13 protein-coding genes and 1 riboswitch are annotated in these 15,140 nt (G+C 70.8%); of the genes, 2 read left to right on the top strand and 11 right to left on the bottom strand.

Annotated elements, in window-relative coordinates; all coding sequences use genetic code 11:
• The first annotated feature begins 135 nt into the window (after positions 1-135).
• Positions 136-1,233 (top strand): ABC transporter ATP-binding protein, encoded by a 1,098-nt coding sequence (locus GA0115242_RS27730; RefSeq protein ID WP_093833217.1) that lies wholly within the window; start codon positions 136-138, stop codon positions 1,231-1,233.
• 109 nt (positions 1,234-1,342) lie between these two features.
• On the opposite strand, the gene gcvP is transcribed toward GA0115242_RS27730, so the two are convergent.
• The gene (gcvP, locus tag GA0115242_RS27725) at positions 1,343-4,228 is read right to left on the bottom strand and encodes an aminomethyl-transferring glycine dehydrogenase (RefSeq protein ID WP_093833188.1); all 2,886 of its coding nucleotides are present in this window, start codon (positions 4,226-4,228) and stop codon (positions 1,343-1,345) included.
• A 175-nt stretch (positions 4,229-4,403) separates the two neighbouring features.
• Positions 4,404-4,499, bottom strand: a riboswitch (glycine riboswitch).
• 114 nt (positions 4,500-4,613) lie between these two features.
• On the opposite strand from gcvP, the gene GA0115242_RS27720 reads away from it, so the two are divergent.
• Positions 4,614-4,985, top strand: a complete 372-nt coding sequence (locus tag GA0115242_RS27720) for a PRC-barrel domain-containing protein (RefSeq protein WP_093833186.1) — start codon at positions 4,614-4,616, stop codon at positions 4,983-4,985.
• Here GA0115242_RS27720 and GA0115242_RS27715 read toward each other — a convergent pair.
• The 10 genes from GA0115242_RS27715 to GA0115242_RS27670 form a co-directional block, all read right to left on the bottom strand.
• Positions 4,907-6,379 (bottom strand): DNA polymerase IV, encoded by a 1,473-nt coding sequence (locus GA0115242_RS27715; protein WP_093833184.1) that lies wholly within the window; start codon positions 6,377-6,379, stop codon positions 4,907-4,909. The genes GA0115242_RS27720 and GA0115242_RS27715 overlap by 79 nt on opposite strands.
• 47 nt (positions 6,380-6,426) lie before the next feature.
• Positions 6,427-7,071 carry a MerR family transcriptional regulator gene (locus GA0115242_RS27710; protein WP_093833182.1) on the bottom strand — a complete coding sequence of 215 codons (645 nt, stop codon included), beginning with the start codon at positions 7,069-7,071 and terminating at the stop codon, positions 6,427-6,429.
• A 262-nt stretch (positions 7,072-7,333) separates the two neighbouring features.
• Positions 7,334-7,807 carry a bifunctional nuclease family protein gene (locus GA0115242_RS27705; protein WP_067026588.1) on the bottom strand — a complete coding sequence of 158 codons (474 nt, stop codon included), beginning with the start codon at positions 7,805-7,807 and terminating at the stop codon, positions 7,334-7,336.
• An 85-nt stretch (positions 7,808-7,892) separates the two neighbouring features.
• Positions 7,893-8,630, bottom strand: coding sequence for a transcriptional regulator FtsR (locus GA0115242_RS27700; RefSeq protein WP_093833180.1), 738 nt, complete (start codon positions 8,628-8,630; stop codon positions 7,893-7,895).
• Positions 8,631-8,671: 41 nt separating this feature from the next.
• Positions 8,672-9,577 (bottom strand): FHA domain-containing protein, encoded by a 906-nt coding sequence (locus GA0115242_RS27695; RefSeq protein ID WP_093833178.1) that lies wholly within the window; start codon positions 9,575-9,577, stop codon positions 8,672-8,674.
• A 61-nt stretch (positions 9,578-9,638) separates the two neighbouring features.
• Entirely contained in the window at positions 9,639-10,475 is an 837-nt protein-coding gene (locus tag GA0115242_RS27690; RefSeq protein ID WP_093833176.1) for a DUF881 domain-containing protein, read from the bottom strand.
• 4 nt (positions 10,476-10,479) lie between these two features.
• Entirely contained in the window at positions 10,480-10,812 is a 333-nt protein-coding gene (locus GA0115242_RS27685; RefSeq protein WP_006134295.1) for a small basic family protein, read from the bottom strand.
• Complete coding sequence (locus GA0115242_RS27680; RefSeq protein ID WP_161353309.1) at positions 10,809-11,645, bottom strand: DUF881 domain-containing protein; 837 nt, start codon at positions 11,643-11,645, stop codon at positions 10,809-10,811. The genes GA0115242_RS27685 and GA0115242_RS27680 overlap by 4 nt, the downstream gene beginning before the upstream one ends.
• 166 nt (positions 11,646-11,811) lie before the next feature.
• Complete coding sequence (locus tag GA0115242_RS27675; protein WP_093833172.1) at positions 11,812-14,307, bottom strand: mannose-1-phosphate guanyltransferase; 2,496 nt, start codon at positions 14,305-14,307, stop codon at positions 11,812-11,814.
• A gap of 113 nt (positions 14,308-14,420) precedes the next feature.
• Positions 14,421-15,029 (bottom strand): CDP-alcohol phosphatidyltransferase family protein, encoded by a 609-nt coding sequence (locus GA0115242_RS27670; RefSeq protein WP_093833170.1) that lies wholly within the window; start codon positions 15,027-15,029, stop codon positions 14,421-14,423.
• Positions 15,030-15,140 lie beyond the last annotated feature (111 nt).

Genomic DNA, 15,140 nt, shown 5'->3' with positions numbered 1-15,140 from the left:
CACCACCCGCACCACCCGGCCGACCCGCACCACCCGAAGCACCCGCACCGCCCACCGACCCACCGACCCCTCCCGCGCCCCTCCCGCCCGTTCCCGACCACCGACGGGACGACACCGACCGTGGACGACCACCCCATGACCGACACCGACCGCACCACCCCAGGACCGGTCCCAGGGCCGGGCGGCGACGGCGGGCTCGACGCCCGTCTGGTCGTCGAGCGCGACGCCTTCCGCCTCGACGTCACCCTGACCGCCGCCCCCGGCGAGGTCCTCGCCCTGCTCGGTCCCAACGGCGCGGGCAAGACCACCGCGCTGCGCGCCCTCGCCGGTCTCGTCGCGCTCAGCGACGGTCATCTGCGGCTGGACGGCGCGGAGTTGGACCGCACCCCGCCCGAGTCCCGGCCGGTCGGCGTGGTCTTCCAGGACTATCTGCTCTTCCCGCACCTGACCGCCCTGGACAACGTCGCCTTCGGGCCGCGCTGCCAGGGCGCGTCCAAGTCGGCGGCCCGCGAACGGGCCGCCGGGTGGCTGGAGCGGATGGGCCTCGCCGAGCACGCCAATGCCAAGCCGCGCAGGCTCTCCGGCGGCCAGGCCCAACGGGTCGCCCTGGCACGGGCGTTGGCCACCCGTCCGCGGTTGCTGCTGCTCGACGAGCCGCTGGCCGCCCTCGACGCCCGGACCCGGCTCGACGTGCGCGCCCAACTCCGGCGGCATCTGGCCGAGTTCGAGGCGGTCGCCGTCCTGGTCACGCACGACCCGCTGGACGCCATGGTGCTGGCCGACCGGCTGGTCGTCATCGAGGACGGCGCCGTCGTCCAGGAGGGCGCGCCGTCCGACATCGCCCGCCGCCCCCGTACCGACTACATCGCCCAGTTGGTCGGCCTGAACCTCTTCCGCGGGCACGCCGACGGACACACCGTGCGCCTCGGCGACGGCCCCACGGTCGACGTCACCGTCACCGAACTGCTCGCGGGCGACGTGTTCGTGGCGTTCCCGCCGAGCGCGGTGACCCTGTACCGGGAGCGTCCGGCCGGGGTGAGCGCCCGCAACCTGTGGCGCTGCGAGGTGGCCGGTCTGGAGACCCACGGCGATCTGATCCGCGCCGACCTCACCGGCGAACTCCCGCTGGCCGCCGACCTCACGACGGTCTCCGCGGCCGAACTCGACCTGCGCCCCGGGGCGACGGTCTGGGCGTCGGTGAAGGCGTCCCAGACCCACGCCTACCCGGCGTAGCACGCCACCCTGCGCACCCGGCCGGGCCCGCGGTGCGGCGGGGCAGCGGAAGCGGCAGGGGCCCCGCCGTGGCGGCGGGGCCCCTGCCGTTCACCGGTCGTCGCGGGGGTCAGTCCTCGTACGCGTCCAGCGGCGGGCACGAGCAGACCAGGTTCCGGTCACCGAAGGCCTGGTCGATCCGGCGCACCGGCGGCCAGTACTTGTCGGCGGGCGACACCCCACCGGGGAAGACGGCCTCCTCGCGGGTGTACGCGTGGTCCCAGTCGCCGCCGAGCGCGGCGGCGGTGTGCGGGGCGTTGCGTAGCGGGTTGTCCTCGGCGGGCCAGTCCCCCGCGCCGACCTTCTCGATCTCGGCGCGGATCGCGATCATCGTGTCGCAGAACCGGTCGAGTTCGTTCAGGTCCTCGGACTCGGTCGGCTCGATCATCAGCGTGCCCGCCACCGGGAACGACATCGTCGGCGCGTGGAAGCCGTAGTCGATGAGCCGCTTGGCGACGTCGTCGACGCTCACGCCGGTCGCCTTCGTCAGCGGACGCAGGTCGATGATGCACTCGTGCGCGACCAGCCCGCCGGGGCCGGTGTAGAGCACCGGGAAGTGCGGCTCCAGGCGCTTGGCGATGTAGTTCGCGGAGAGCACGGCGACCTGGGTGGCGCGCTTGAGCCCCTCGCCGCCCATGAGCCGCACGTACGACCAGGAGATCGGCAGGATGCCCGCCGAGCCCCAGGGCGCCGCCGAGATCGGCCCCACGCCGGTCTCCGGCCCCGCGGCGGGCTGCAGCGGGTGGTTGGGCAGGTACGGCGCGAGGTGCGCGCGGACGCCGACCGGGCCGACGCCGGGACCGCCGCCGCCGTGCGGGATGCAGAACGTCTTGTGCAGGTTGAGGTGCGAGACGTCCCCGCCGAAGTGGCCGGGCTTGGCGAGGCCGACCAGCGCGTTGAGGTTGGCGCCGTCCACGTAGACCTGGCCGCCCGCCTCGTGCACCTGGGCGCAGATGTCGGCGACGTGCTCCTCGAAGACGCCGTGCGTCGACGGGTAGGTGATCATCAGCACCGACAGCTCGTCCCGGTGCCGCTCGATCTTCGCGCGCAGGTCCTCGACGTCGATCTCGCCGTCCTCGGCGGTCTTCACGACGACGACCTTCATCCCGGCCATCACCGCGCTGGCCGCGTTGGTGCCGTGGGCCGACGAGGGGATCAGGCAGACGGTGCGCTGCTCGTCGCCGTTGGCCCGGTGGTAGCCGCGCACGGCCAGCAGCCCGGCCAGCTCGCCCTGGGACCCGGCGTTCGGCTGGAGGGACACCTTGTCGTACCCGGTGACCTCGGCGAGCCGCTCCTCCAGCTCCCGGATCAGGGTGAGGTAGCCCTGCGCCTGCTCGGCGGGCGCGAAGGGGTGCAGCTGCCCGAACTCGGGCCAGGTGACCGGCTCCATCTCGGTGGTGGCGTTGAGCTTCATGGTGCAGGAGCCCAGCGGGATCATGCCCCGGTCGAGGGCGTAGTCCCGGTCGGCGAGACGGCGCAGGTAGCGCAGCATCGCGGTCTCGGAGCGGTACTGGTGGAAGACGGGGTGGGTGAGGATCTCGTCGTCGCGCAGCAGGGCGCCGGGGACGGCGTCCTCGGTGCCGGCGTCCAGCGCCGCGACGTCGCCCTGGACCCCGAAGGCGGCCCAGACGGCGCCCAGGCGGGCCCGCGTGGTGGTCTCGTCGCAGGCGAAGGAGACGTGGTCGGCGTCGACGAGCCGGAGGTTCACGCCGTTCTCCCGAGCGGCCGAGACCGCCGCGGCGGCCTTGCCCGGAACCCGCACGGTCAGGGTGTCGAAGAACGCGCCGTGCACGACCTCGACGCCACCGGCCCGCAGCCCGGCCGCGAGGACGGCCGCGTACCGGTGGGTGCGGCGGGCGATGCCCCGGAGGCCCTCGGGCCCGTGGTAGACGGCGTACATCCCGGCCATGACGGCGAGCAGCACCTGAGCGGTGCAGATGTTGCTGGTGGCCTTCTCGCGCCGGATGTGCTGCTCGCGGGTCTGCAGGGCGAGCCGGTAGGCGCGGTGTCCGTCGGCGTCCACGGAGACGCCGACCAGCCGTCCCGGCAGGCTGCGGGCGAACTTCTCGTGGACGGCCATGTACCCGGCGTGCGGCCCGCCGAAGCCCATCGGCACACCGAAGCGCTGGGTGGTGCCGACGGCGATGTCCGCGCCCAGCTCGCCCGGCGACTTCAGCAGGGTCAGCGCGAGCAGGTCGGCGGCGACGGTGACGAGGGCGCCGAGGCCGTGCGCCTGCTCGATCAGCGGCGCGAGGTCGCGGACGGCTCCGGAGGCACCCGGGTACTGCACGAGCACGCCGTTGATCTCCCGGCCCGCGAGGTCGGCCGGGATGCCGTCGCCGAGGTCGGCGACGACGACCTCCACGCCGGTCGGCTCGGCCCGGGTCCTGATCACGGCGACGGTCTGCGGCAGGGTGTCCGCGTCGACCAGGAAGAGGCCCTTCTTGTTCTTGCCCATGCGCCGGGAGAGCGCCAGCGCCTCGGCGGCCGCGGTGCCCTCGTCGAGCAGGGACGCGCCGGAGGTGGGCAGCCCGGTGAGGTCGGCGACCATGGTCTGGAAGTTGAGCAGCGCCTCCAGGCGGCCCTGCGAGATCTCCGGCTGGTAGGGCGTGTACGCCGTGTACCAGGCCGGGTTCTCCATGACGTTGCGCAGGATGACCGGCGGGGTGAAGGTGCCGTAGTAGCCGAGCCCGATCATGGAGCCGAGCACCTGGTTGCGGTCGGCGAGCGAACGCAGCTCGGCGAGCACCTCGGCCTCGGTGCGGGCACCCGGCAGGTCGAGGGCGTCGGCGTTCTTGATCACGTCCGGTACCGCGGCGGCCGTCAGCTCGTCCAGCGAGCCGTAGCCGACCTGGGCGAGCATCTTGGCCCGCGCCTCGTGGTCGGGCCCTATGTGACGCTGCTCGAAGGGGATGCCCGCTTCGAGCTCGGAGAGCGGGGTGCGGTGGGCGATCATTGCGGAGGCCTCCTGGTCTGACGCGACCTTCGAGGGGCACCACGGCGCGGATACCCCGACGGCCTCCCCCTCTGTCATCACGACCTGAGAGCTTCACCGGCGGGCCCGTGGGCTGCCGGCTTTCACCGTCGGTGAGAACGGGGGCCTGGGCACCCGCTCTGCTTTCCAGAGTGACCTCGTCCGTGCGGTACGTGGGCCTGAGAGATTCCGGGGAGGATTTGCTCCTTCGGCGCCTCCGGTGGTGTCCGGAGGACTCTCCCGCACGGGGTCAGCAGCCGTTGTCAGCCTACCAGCGACCTTCAAGACCCCCTTTTCGAGTGGCCGCACAGCGAAATGTACTCTTTTGTAGTGCTTACGGATGAGTTTGCGACCAGGAGGTGGGCCCGTGCAGACCGACATCGATCCGCGCAACCTGATCGGCCGCAAGGCGTTCGACCGCAACGGCACCAAGATCGGCACCATCGACGAGATCTACCTCGACGACGCGACCGGCGTGCCGGAGTGGGCGGCCATAAGGACCGGTCTGTTCTCCCGGGACGCCTTCGTGCCCCTGGAGCCCAGCAAACTGGTCGAGGGGACCCTGCACATCCCGTTCGACCGCTCCCTGATCAAGGACGCCCCCGACTTCGGCGTCGGGCGCCACCTCTCCCCCGAACAGGAGCTGCAGCTCTACCACCACTACGGACTCGACGGCGCGGCCCCGCCCTCCTTCCCCGACCGGGACTTCGGGAAGATCGCCGGCGCCGAGGACGCCTGACCTCCCGCGTCGCCCTCATCCTCGCCCTCGTCCGGGTCCCTGGACCCGGACGGCGGCAGCGGCACCGCGGAGACCAGCGGCAGCGGCTCCGCGGGCTCCAGCTCCGGGTCGTCCGTGCGGAACGTGCGCACCCGCCCCGGTGGCGACCCCGGCGTCTCGAACCGGACGGTGACCCGGCCGAGGCCGCTCCCCTGCACCCACCCGTGCCCGAACACCGAGTGCCGCACGTCGTGCCCGGAGGGCCACCGCCGCTCCTGCGCCGGTTCCTCCCGCGCCACGGGCGCCTCGGGCTCCTCCTCCGTCTCCAGCACCGCCCGCTCCCCCGCGGCCTGCGCGAACAGGTCCTCCTGCGTGTAGTCGGCGAGCCCGCTGACCCCGACGCCCAGCAGCCGCACGCCGCCCGTGGTGTCCACCGAGTCCAGCAGCCGTCCCGCCGCCTCCCGCACCACCGCGGGGTCGTCGGTGGGCCCCCGCAGCGTCTCCGAGCGGGTCAGCGTCGAGAAGTCGTAGCGGCGCACCTTGAGCACGATGGTCCGCCCCGAGAGACCGGCCCCGCGCAGCCGCCCCACGCACCGGTCGGCGAGCCGCCGCACCTCGGTGGCCACCCGGACCCGGTCGTGGATGTCGACGTCGTAGGTGTCCTCGACCGAGACCGACTTCGTCTCCCGTTCCGCGACCACCGGCCGGTCGTCGAGGGCCAGCGCCATCGCGTACAGACCGTGCCCGTGCGCCTTGCCCAGCAGCCGCACCAGCTCGTCCTCACCGGCCTCGGCCAGCTCGTCGACGGATGTGATCCCGGCCCGCCGCAGATGGTCGCCGGTGGCAGGCCCGACGCCCGGCAGCGTCCGCACCGGCATCGGACCGAGCAGGGCCCGCTCGGTGCCCGGCTCGACCATCACCAGACCGTCGGGCTTGGCCTCCTCCGAGGCGATCTTCGCGAGCATCTTGGACGCGGCGAGCCCCACCGACCCGGTGAGCCCGGTGACGGCCCGTATCTCGACCCGCAGCCGCTCCCCCACCCGGCGCGCGGAATCGCGGTCCCAGGCGGCTCCCGCGGCCTCCAGATCCACGAACGCCTCGTCCAGGCTGAGCGGCTCCACAAGCGGCGACAGGGCGTGCAGGAGACCCATCACCTGTTCGCTGACCGACCGGTACAGCGCGAAGCGCGGCACCAGATAGGCCGCGTTGGGCGCCAGCCGCCGCGCCTGCGCCATCGGCATCGCCGACCTGACCCCGAAGACCCGCGCCTCGTAGGAGGCGGTGGCCACCACACCACGGGGCCCGAGACCGCCCACCACCACGGCCTTCCCGCGCAGGCTCGGCTTGGACGCCTGCTCCGCCGAGGCGTAGAAGGCATCCATGTCGAGATGCATGATCGTGGGCGCTTTTCTCACAGGTCCGATGCTGCCCTACGCCACTGACAACGCCCCGCCGTGACGGCTCAGACGGCCTTGTTGCGCCGCCGCGCCAGCTCGTCGGCCGGGTTGGTCCCGACCAGCGTCTCCCCGGTGTCGATCCGCTCGCCGTGCAGCTGCGAGAGCGCGTTCTCCACGTCCCGCCACACCACGCCGACGGCGATCCCGAAGACCCCCTGGCCGCCCTGGAGCAGCGCGTGCACCTCGTCGGGCGAGGTGCACTCGTAGACCGTGGCGCCGTCGCTCATCAGCGTCATGCGCTCCAGATCACTGAAGCCGCGCTCGCGCAGATGGGCGACCGCGGCCCTGATGTTCTGGAGGGAGACCCCCGTGTCGAGGAACCGTTTGACGATCTTCAGGACCACGACGTCCCGGAAGCTGTACAGCCGCTGCGTCCCCGACCCGTAGGCAGGCCGCACACTCGGTTCGACGAGCCCGGTGCGGGCCCAGTAGTCCAGTTGCCGATAGGTGATGCCGGCCGCCGCGCAGGCCGTCGGGCCGCGGTAGCCGATCTCCTCGGACGCCATGGGCGCCGCCCCTCCGCCGCCGGACACGGCCGCCGGACGCCTCGGGGCGTGGTCGGCCGTGCTGCTGTGAAGCGGGTACGGACCGCTCTGCCCCGGACTGCGTCCGGGGGCGCCCCCAGCCGTGCCGTCGCCGCTGCTTCTCACGCCGACCTCCGTCCTTGACCTGCCTTCTCGACGGTAGGCAGTCACCAGGGGTGCGTCAACGATCGCCACACTCGGCACGCCGAGTGATAATCACCCAAGGAGTGGTTTCCCGTACCAACCGCGGGGAAAGGCTAGCCGAATGCGCACGGAACGGGCGGCAGGACGCACTCCCGCGCCGCGGCGAGAGCCGTTCCCCGCACCGCCCGCGAACCGGAAACGGCCCGCGCAGACCCTCCCGGGTCCGGCGGGCCGGTGAGGAGGCTCACTGGTTGCTGGTGCCGAAGTCCTCCGGCGAGATCTGGTCGAGGAACTCGCGGAACTTCTCCACCTCGTCCTCCTGCTCGTCCGGGATCGCGATCCCCGCGTCGTCCAGCACCCCGTCGCTGCCGTAGATCGGCGTTCCGGTGCGCAGGGCGAGCGCTATGGCGTCGGAGGGCCGGGCGCTGACCTCGACCCCGCTGGCGAAGACCAGCTCCGCGTAGAAGACACCCTCCCGCAGGTCCGTGATGCGCACTTCGGTCAGCTCCTGGCCGACGGCCTCCAGCACGTCCTTGAACAGGTCGTGGGTCAGCGGCCGCGCCGGGGCCATGCCCTGCTGAGCGAAGGCGATCGCCGTCGCCTCCCCCGGCCCGATCCAGATGGGGAGGTAGCGGTCGCCTCCCACTTCGCGCAGGAGCACGATCGGTTGGTTGGAGGGCATTTCGACCCGGACACCTACGACATCGAGCTCGTTCACACAGCAACCCTAGGACGTGCCCGGGATGTTTGGGTAGTCGGGCCGGGATCCGGGGGACTATCCGGCCCCTTCGGCACCGCCCCGCTCAGGGCAGCCGCACACCCAGCGCGGTCCGCACCAGAGCCCCGTGCAGCTTCACCGTGAGCGCCGCCAGCTCCTTCGTACGGGCCTCCGCGTGGGCCCGGGTCTGCGGATTGCGGTGGCGCTTGAGCGGGGCCACCACCTGGTCCACCAGACCGGCCTCCCGGTCGGCCGCCGCCTTCATGGCCCGCAGATGGCGCGGTTCGATCCCGAACCGGCCCAGCTCGACCACCAGGGCCGCCACGGTGACCGCCTCGGCGTCGTACACCCCGTCCGCCAGCGGCGTCAGCAGGCCGTAGGACTCCCACTCGGCGAGTTCCCGCTCGTCGATACCGGCCGCGGCGAGCAGCTCACCACGGGCGATCCTGGCCGCCGTGGGCCCTTCCAGGACCTCCAGGGCGGCTTCCCCGTCCCGCTGCCGCCCCACGACGGGCAGGGGCGCCGCCTCACCGCGCTCCATGGCGTCCAGGTGCTCGCGGATCACCTTGAGCGGCAGGTAGTGGTCGCGCTGCATCCGCAGCACATGGGCCAGGCGCTCGACGTCGGCGGGGCTGAACTTGCGATACCCCGAGGGGGTCCGCCGCGGCTCGATGAGCCCCTCGGACTCCAGGAAGCGGATCTTGGAGATGGTGACTTCGGGGAACTCGTCGCGCAGCGTGTTCAGCACGGCGCCGATGCTCATCAGCCCGCTGTCCGCGGCGGCGGTGCCGTGTCCGGCACCGCCGCTCGGTGTTCTCAGCATGGACCTTCCCTCCGACCCCCGGACGGTGTCCGGAGGAAGGGTCAGTAACCCGGCTGGCTCGCGTAGAAGACCAGCCGGTACTTGCCGATCTGCACCTCGTCGCCGTTGGCGAGCGCGACCTCGTCGATCCGCTCCCGGTTGACGTAGGTGCCGTTCAGGGAGCCGACGTCGGCCACCGTGAAGGAGGCGTCCGCGGCCCGCCGGAACTCCACGTGACGGCGCGAGACCGTCACGTCGTCCAGGAAGATGTCGCTCTGCGGGTGCCGGCCGGCGGTCGTCAGATCGCCGTCGAGCAGGAACCGGCTGCCCGAGTTCGGCCCGCGGCGCACCACCAGGAGCGCGGAGCCCAGCGGCAGCGCGTCCACGGCGGCCTGCGCCTCCGGCGAGAGCGCCGGGAGCTGCGTCTGCCCGGTCACCTCGGCGTCGTACGCCTCGAGACCGGAGATGGAGATCGTGGACGTCGTCTCCGACGGACGCTCCGGCGTGGCGCCCGGCCGCAGCGGGGCACCGCAGTTGGAGCAGAAGCGGCTGTTCTCCGCGTTGCGGTTACCGCACCTCGTACACACCAGGGCCGACATAGGGGAAAACCCTCCACCCGTACTTGAGGTTGACGGTTGCCCGAAACCTATGTCGCCGGACTGGCCAGGGTCAACCGACGCCGCGCCCTGACCACCGGGAATGTCACCGGCCGGACCACCGACCTGATCCCGGAACAGCGGACGGCCGCCCTCCGCGTCGGGCTGGACGCGATGGTGGGCCGTCGCGTTGGCGTTGCTCTCTCGCGAGCTCTTGCCGAACAACTTCGCAAACAACTTCACGGGCGATTCCCCTTGACCGAAACAGACCCGCCCGTGGGGCAGGACGAACCCTGACTGCGTACACCGGCCGACCCGGACATTCTCACAACGTCCGTATCCACCAGACAGTTTCCACCACGCACCTGCCATTCGGTGCGCCGACCCCCCGCAAGCTCATGCCCCTGCCGGACGAGCTCCATGCACCCCCGGTTCACTGCGAGGACGACCGAGCGTAGTCAGGCTGCTTCGCCGCTCGCAAGGCGTCCACGACGATCTTGTCCGACCGCTCCACGGTCACGGTGGCCTGCTCCTTCTCCAGAGTCTGCACCACGCCTCCCGGGATGTTCAGCGCCGGTTCGAGGTCGGCCGGCTTGCCGATGACCTTGAAACGATAGGGAGCGTTGATCTTGTTCCCGTCCACGCTCACCGTCTTTCCCGACTCGGTGAGATAGGTACGGGCCACCACCCGTACGTCGTTCACCTGGATCGCCTCGGCACCCGCCGCGCGCAGCTCCTGGATCGCGTCGAGCAGCATGTCCGACTCGACCGTCCCCTTCGTGTCCTCGATGGTCATCGTGATGCCGGGACCCTGGGCGGCCACGGTGCCCGCCAGAATGCCGAGTTGCCTCTCCTTCTCGACCGTCTGCCTGCGCGCCTCCTCCGCCTGGTCCGAGCTGTTCTCCAGCTCGCCGCGCTGCTTCTCCAGTCCCTGCTTCTCGTCCTCTAGACGCTGCGTGCGGTCATCCAGTTCATCGAGGATGCGCACAAGATCCTCCTGGCGTGCGCCGCGCAGCGCGCTGTCGCTGTCGCTGTTCGACGCGACCTGCACGGCCAGCCCGAACCCGAGCCCGAACAGCAGCAGCGCGACGATGAGTTGCGCCCGCGTCACCCGCGGCGGCCACAGCCCCTGTGCCAGCCGTTGACGGCCGGTCAGCCCCGGTTCCCCCGCGGGCGGGTCCTCGGGAGCCTCGGACGGCGCGACGGCGGGCACCTCGGCGGGCAGCTCCTTGCGCAGCCGGTGCTGCGGCTCCCCGTGATGGTTGCTCATCGCGTCACGCCCGGAAGACGTGCCGGCGGATCGCCGCGGCGTTGGAGAAGATGCGGATGCCGAGGACGACCACGACACCGGTCGAGAGCTGTGCGCCCACGCCCAACTTGTCGCCCAGGAAGACGATCAGGGCCGCCACGACGACGTTCGACAGGAACGACACCACGAAGACCTTGTCGTCGAAGATACCGTCGAGCATGGCCCGCAGACCCCCGAAGACGGCGTCGAGCGCGGCCACCACGGCGATCGGCAGGTACGGCTCGACGACCGCCGGCACCTCAGGCCGGACCAGGAGGCCGGCCACCACTCCCACAATGAGGCCCAGTACGGCGATCACGATGTGCCCTTCTCGGTTTTCGGCTGTGCTGTACGTACGATCACACTCGGTGCCGCGGGCAGCCGGAGGTCGCTCTCCACGGAGATGGCGGTCCGGATGCCGTAGGTCTCCTGAAGGGCGTGCAGATAGAGCCCGTCAGCGCTGTCCTGAAACGTGCTGCTCAGTTCGCTCCCGTTGCCCACGGCGAGCACCGTGTACGGCGGAACGAGCGGCTTGTTGTCGACCAGTATCGCGTCTCCCGCGGCCCTGATCGCCGAAAGGGCCGTCAGGCGCTGCCCGTTGATGGAGATCGCCTCGGCGCCCGACGCCCACAGCCCGTTGACGACGCGCTGCATGTCGCGGTCGCGGACCCGGCCGGTGTCGGAGAAGCCGGAGGTCTCCCGGGGGTTGCCGTTGCCGCCGCTGCTGGCCTCCTTGGCGTCGCTCACGACGAGCTTGACGCCGGGCCCGTGGACGGCGACGGCGCCCGCCAGGACGCCCACGAGGTCGGCCCGGCCGCTGCCCCCGCTGGTGCGCAGGGCTTCCTGCTGGCGTGCGTTCACCTCGGCGCGGAGCTTGTCGACGGAGCCTTCGAGCTTGTCGGCGGTCTCCGTCTCGCGGTCGATCCGGTCGATCAGTTCCTCGCGCTCCTTGGCGACCACCGGGGCCGCCACGCGCGCCTGTGCCGCGCCCACGGTGACCACCAGGGCGGCCAGCACGAGACCACCGGCGAGGCCGAGCCTGGCGCGCAGGGTCTTGGGCATGCCCCCGTCGCCCGCGGCACGCTTCCGGGAGGCAGCCTCGGCGTACCCGTCGTCGAGACTGTGGTCCATGACGTTGGTGAGCAGCGACATGGACGCGTCCGGACGCGAGGGGTACCTGGGTGTCCTCCGAACGGGGGGCTGCTGCGGCATGCCGCACATCGTCGCACGTCGCGGGCAGTACCTCCGAATGGCCCTGCCGACGTGCCGGACAGGCCCCCTTGGGGAGACTTGTCCGGCACGCGCGCGTGGTGCGGATTCAGCGCCCGGCGCTGTCCACGACCGCCGACCACTCGTCGATCAGGGCCTGCGCCGACGCGTCGTCCGGCCCTTCGGCCCACAGATGGGTGACCGCTTCGGCCGGGTCGGGCAGGACCATCACCCAGCGACCGTCGGTCTCCACCACCCGGACGCCGTCCGTGGTGTCCACGAAGCGGTCTCCGGCCGCCTCGACGACCCGGCGCATCACCAGGCCCTTGACGGCCCACGGGGTCGCCAGATCGCTCTTGAGGACGTGCGCCCGCGGGATCCGGGCGTCGATCTGGCTGAGCGTGAGCTGCGTGCGCGCCACCAGTCCGATGAGCCGGACGAAGGCGGCCGTCCCGTCGAAGACGCTGCTGAACTCGGGGACGATGAAACCGCCCCGGCCGTCGCCGCCGAAGATGGTCGAGTCGTCCCGGCCGACCCGGGTCAGGTCGTCGGGCGAGGTGGTCGTCCACTCCACCTGGGTGCCGTGGTACGCGGCCACCTGTTCGGCGATCCTCGTCGTGGTCACCGGCAGCGCCACCCGCCCGCTGCGCCGCTCCGCGGCCACCAGGTCGAGCATCACGAGGAGCGCGCGGTCGTCCTCGATGATCCGGCCCTTCTCGTCGACCAGCGAGAGCCGCTCGCCGACCGGGTCGAAGCGCACGCCGAACGCGGCCCGCGAGGAGGCCACGATCTCGCCGAGCCGCACCAGACCGGCCCGGCGGACGTCACCGGTCTCGGTCGGCCGTGACTCGTCGAGTCCGGGGTTGACGGTCAGCGAGTCGACGCCGAGCTTGCCGAGCAGGCTGGGCAGCACGAGGCCGGCGCTTCCGTTGGAGGCGTCGACGACGACTTTCAGACCGGACTCGGCGACGCCCGTGGTGTCGACGTTGCGCAGCAGCGACCCGGTGTACGAGTCGAAGACGCTGGCCGGGAAGTGCAGGTCGCCGATCTCACCGGGGAACGCGCGCCGGTACTCCTGCCGCGCGAAGACCCGGTCCAGCTTGCGCTGACTGCCCTGGGACAGGTCGGCGCCCTGTCCGTCGAAGAACATGATGTCCACGGAGTCCGGCACCCCGGGCGTGGTCCGGATCATGATGCCGCCGGCGCTGCCGCGCGCGGTCTGCTGCCGCGCCACCGGCAGCGGCACGTTCTCCAGGTCACGGACGTCGATGGCGCTGGCCTGCAACGCGGAGATCACCGCCCGCTTGAGCGCGCGGGCGCCGCGGGAGTGGTCGCGGGCCGTGGTGACGGTCGACCCCTTCTTGAGGGTCGTCGCGTACGCGCCCGCCAGCCGCACGGCGAGTTCCGGCGTGATCTCGACGTTCAGGATCCCGGTCACCCCGCGGGCGCCGAAGAGGTGCGCCTGGCCTCTGGACTCCCAGATGACCGAGGTGTTGACGAAGGCACCGGCCTCGATGGTCTTGAACGGGTAGACCCGTACGTTCCCCTGCACGATCGACTCTTCGCCGATCAGGCACTCGTCGCCGATGACGGCGCCGTCCTCGATCCGGGCGGCCCGCATGATGTCGGTGTTCTTGCCGACGACGCAGCCGCGCAGATTGCTGTGCTCGCCGACGTACACGTTGTCGTGCACGACGGCACGGTGCAGGAACGCCCCGCTCTTGACGACGACGTTGGAGCCGACGACGGTGTGTTCCCGGATCTCCGTGTCGGCCTCGACCTTGGCGTAGTCGCCGATGTAGAGGGGCCCGCGGAGATCGGCGTCGGGGTGGACCTCGGCGCCTTCGGCGACCCACACGCCGGGCGAGATCTCGAACCCGTCGAGTTCGACGTCGACCTTGCCCTCGAGGACGTCGGCCTGGGCCTTCACGTAGCTCTCGTGGGTGCCGACGTCCTCCCAGTAGCCCTCGGCGATGTAGCCGTAGATGGGCTTGCCTTCCTTCATCAGCTGCGGGAAGACGTCTCCGGACCAGTCGACCGGCACATCGGCCTCGACGTAGTCGAAGACCTCGGGCTCCATGACGTAGATGCCGGTGTTCACCGTGTCGGAGAAGACCTGTCCCCAGGTCGGCTTCTCCAGGAAGCGCTCGACCTTGCCCTCTTCGTCGACGATCGTGATGCCGAATTCCAGGGGATTGGGCACACGCGTCAGACAGACGGTGACCAGCGCACCCTTTTCCTTGTGGAAGTTGATCAGCTCGGTCAGGTCGAAGTCGGTGAGGGCGTCACCGGAGATGACCAGAAAGGCGTCGTCCCGCAACGCCTCTTCGGCGTTCTTGACGCTGCCTGCGGTTCCGAGCGGCTTCTCCTCATTGGCATAGGTGAGCTCCATTCCGAGCTCTTCACCGTCACCGAAGTAGTTCTTGACCAACGAGGCCAGGAACTGGACAGTGACGACGGTTTCGTTCAGCCCATGCCTTTTCAGCAGCCGAAGCACGTGCTCCATGATCGGTCGGTTGACCACGGGCAGGAGCGGCTTGGGCATGCTTGAGGTCATGGGGCGAAGGCGTGTGCCTTCACCTCCGGCCATCACGACGGCCTTCATGTCGGAAGCGTCCTCCTCGAAGAGACGACGGTCCTGCCGACTTCACCCGTCCTGATTGTCCCGCACTTCTCTGTCGGGAGCCATCGGACAGCGGCCGTCCCCGATCGGCGGGTTCATTCGGCCTGGGTGTCCGCACGGAGCAGTCGACGGACTTGTACCACGTACAGGACTCCTGCCCACCAATACAGAGTTGTACCCCATCCGGCGAACGCCCATCCGAAAATAGCAGCCAGTGACGAGATCCAGTTGCCTCCGTCACTGAGCAGGAGCAGCGGGAAGGCGTACATGAGGTTGAAGGTGGCGGCCTTCCCGAGGAAGTTCACCTGGGGCGGCGGATAGCCGTGTCGCCTGAGGATGCCCACCATCACCAGGAGAACCAACTCGCGCGCCAGCAGGAGAGCCGTCAACCACAGCGGGAGGATCTCGCGCCAGGTGAGTCCGAGCAGAGTGGAAAGAATGTAGAGCCGGTCGGCCGCGGGGTCGAGGAGCCGGCCGAGGCTGCTGATCTGGTTCCAGCGGCGGGCCAGCTTGCCGTCCAGATAGTCGCTGATCCCGCTGAGGGCGAGCACCAGGAGCGCCCAGCCGTCACTCTTGGGTCCCCCGAACTCCGGCCGCAGAATCAGCCACAGGAACAGTGGCACGCCGAGCAGCCGCGCCATGCTGAGGATGTTGGGGATGGTGAGGACCCGGTCCGTCTGGACGCGGGTCTCCTGGACCTCCACCCGGGGGCCTCCTGATGAGGGAAATTGCCTACGATGCCCCCTGACCCTACCTCAACGCAAAAAAGCTCTGGCCCTCGGGCGGTATGCCCAAGAGCCAGAGCTCTAAAAGGA

Origin of the sequence: Streptomyces sp. SolWspMP-5a-2, assembly GCF_900091845.1 — a bacterium.
Lineage (GTDB): Bacteria > Actinomycetota > Actinomycetes > Streptomycetales > Streptomycetaceae > Streptomyces > Streptomyces doudnae.
Note: the sequence above shows the minus strand (reverse complement) of the source record. Positions and strands in the feature narration are given on the sequence as shown.

Bases quoted from the DNA above. Each gene is read 5' to 3' on its own strand.
- GA0115242_RS27680 (WP_161353309.1), bottom strand. From the start codon at position 11,645: ATGTCGCTGCTCACCAACGTCATGGACCACAGTCTCGACGACGGGTAC.
- GA0115242_RS27675 (WP_093833172.1), bottom strand. From the start codon at position 14,307: ATGAAGGCCGTCGTGATGGCCGGAGGTGAAGGCACACGCCTTCGCCCC.
- gcvP (WP_093833188.1), bottom strand. From the start codon at position 4,228: ATGATCGCCCACCGCACCCCGCTCTCCGAGCTCGAAGCGGGCATCCCC.
- GA0115242_RS27730 (WP_093833217.1), top strand. From the start codon at position 136: ATGACCGACACCGACCGCACCACCCCAGGACCGGTCCCAGGGCCGGGC.
- GA0115242_RS27695 (WP_093833178.1), bottom strand. From the start codon at position 9,577: ATGGCAGGTGCGTGGTGGAAACTGTCTGGTGGATACGGACGTTGTGAG.
- GA0115242_RS27700 (WP_093833180.1), bottom strand. From the start codon at position 8,630: ATGCTGAGAACACCGAGCGGCGGTGCCGGACACGGCACCGCCGCCGCG.
- GA0115242_RS27690 (WP_093833176.1), bottom strand. From the start codon at position 10,475: ATGAGCAACCATCACGGGGAGCCGCAGCACCGGCTGCGCAAGGAGCTG.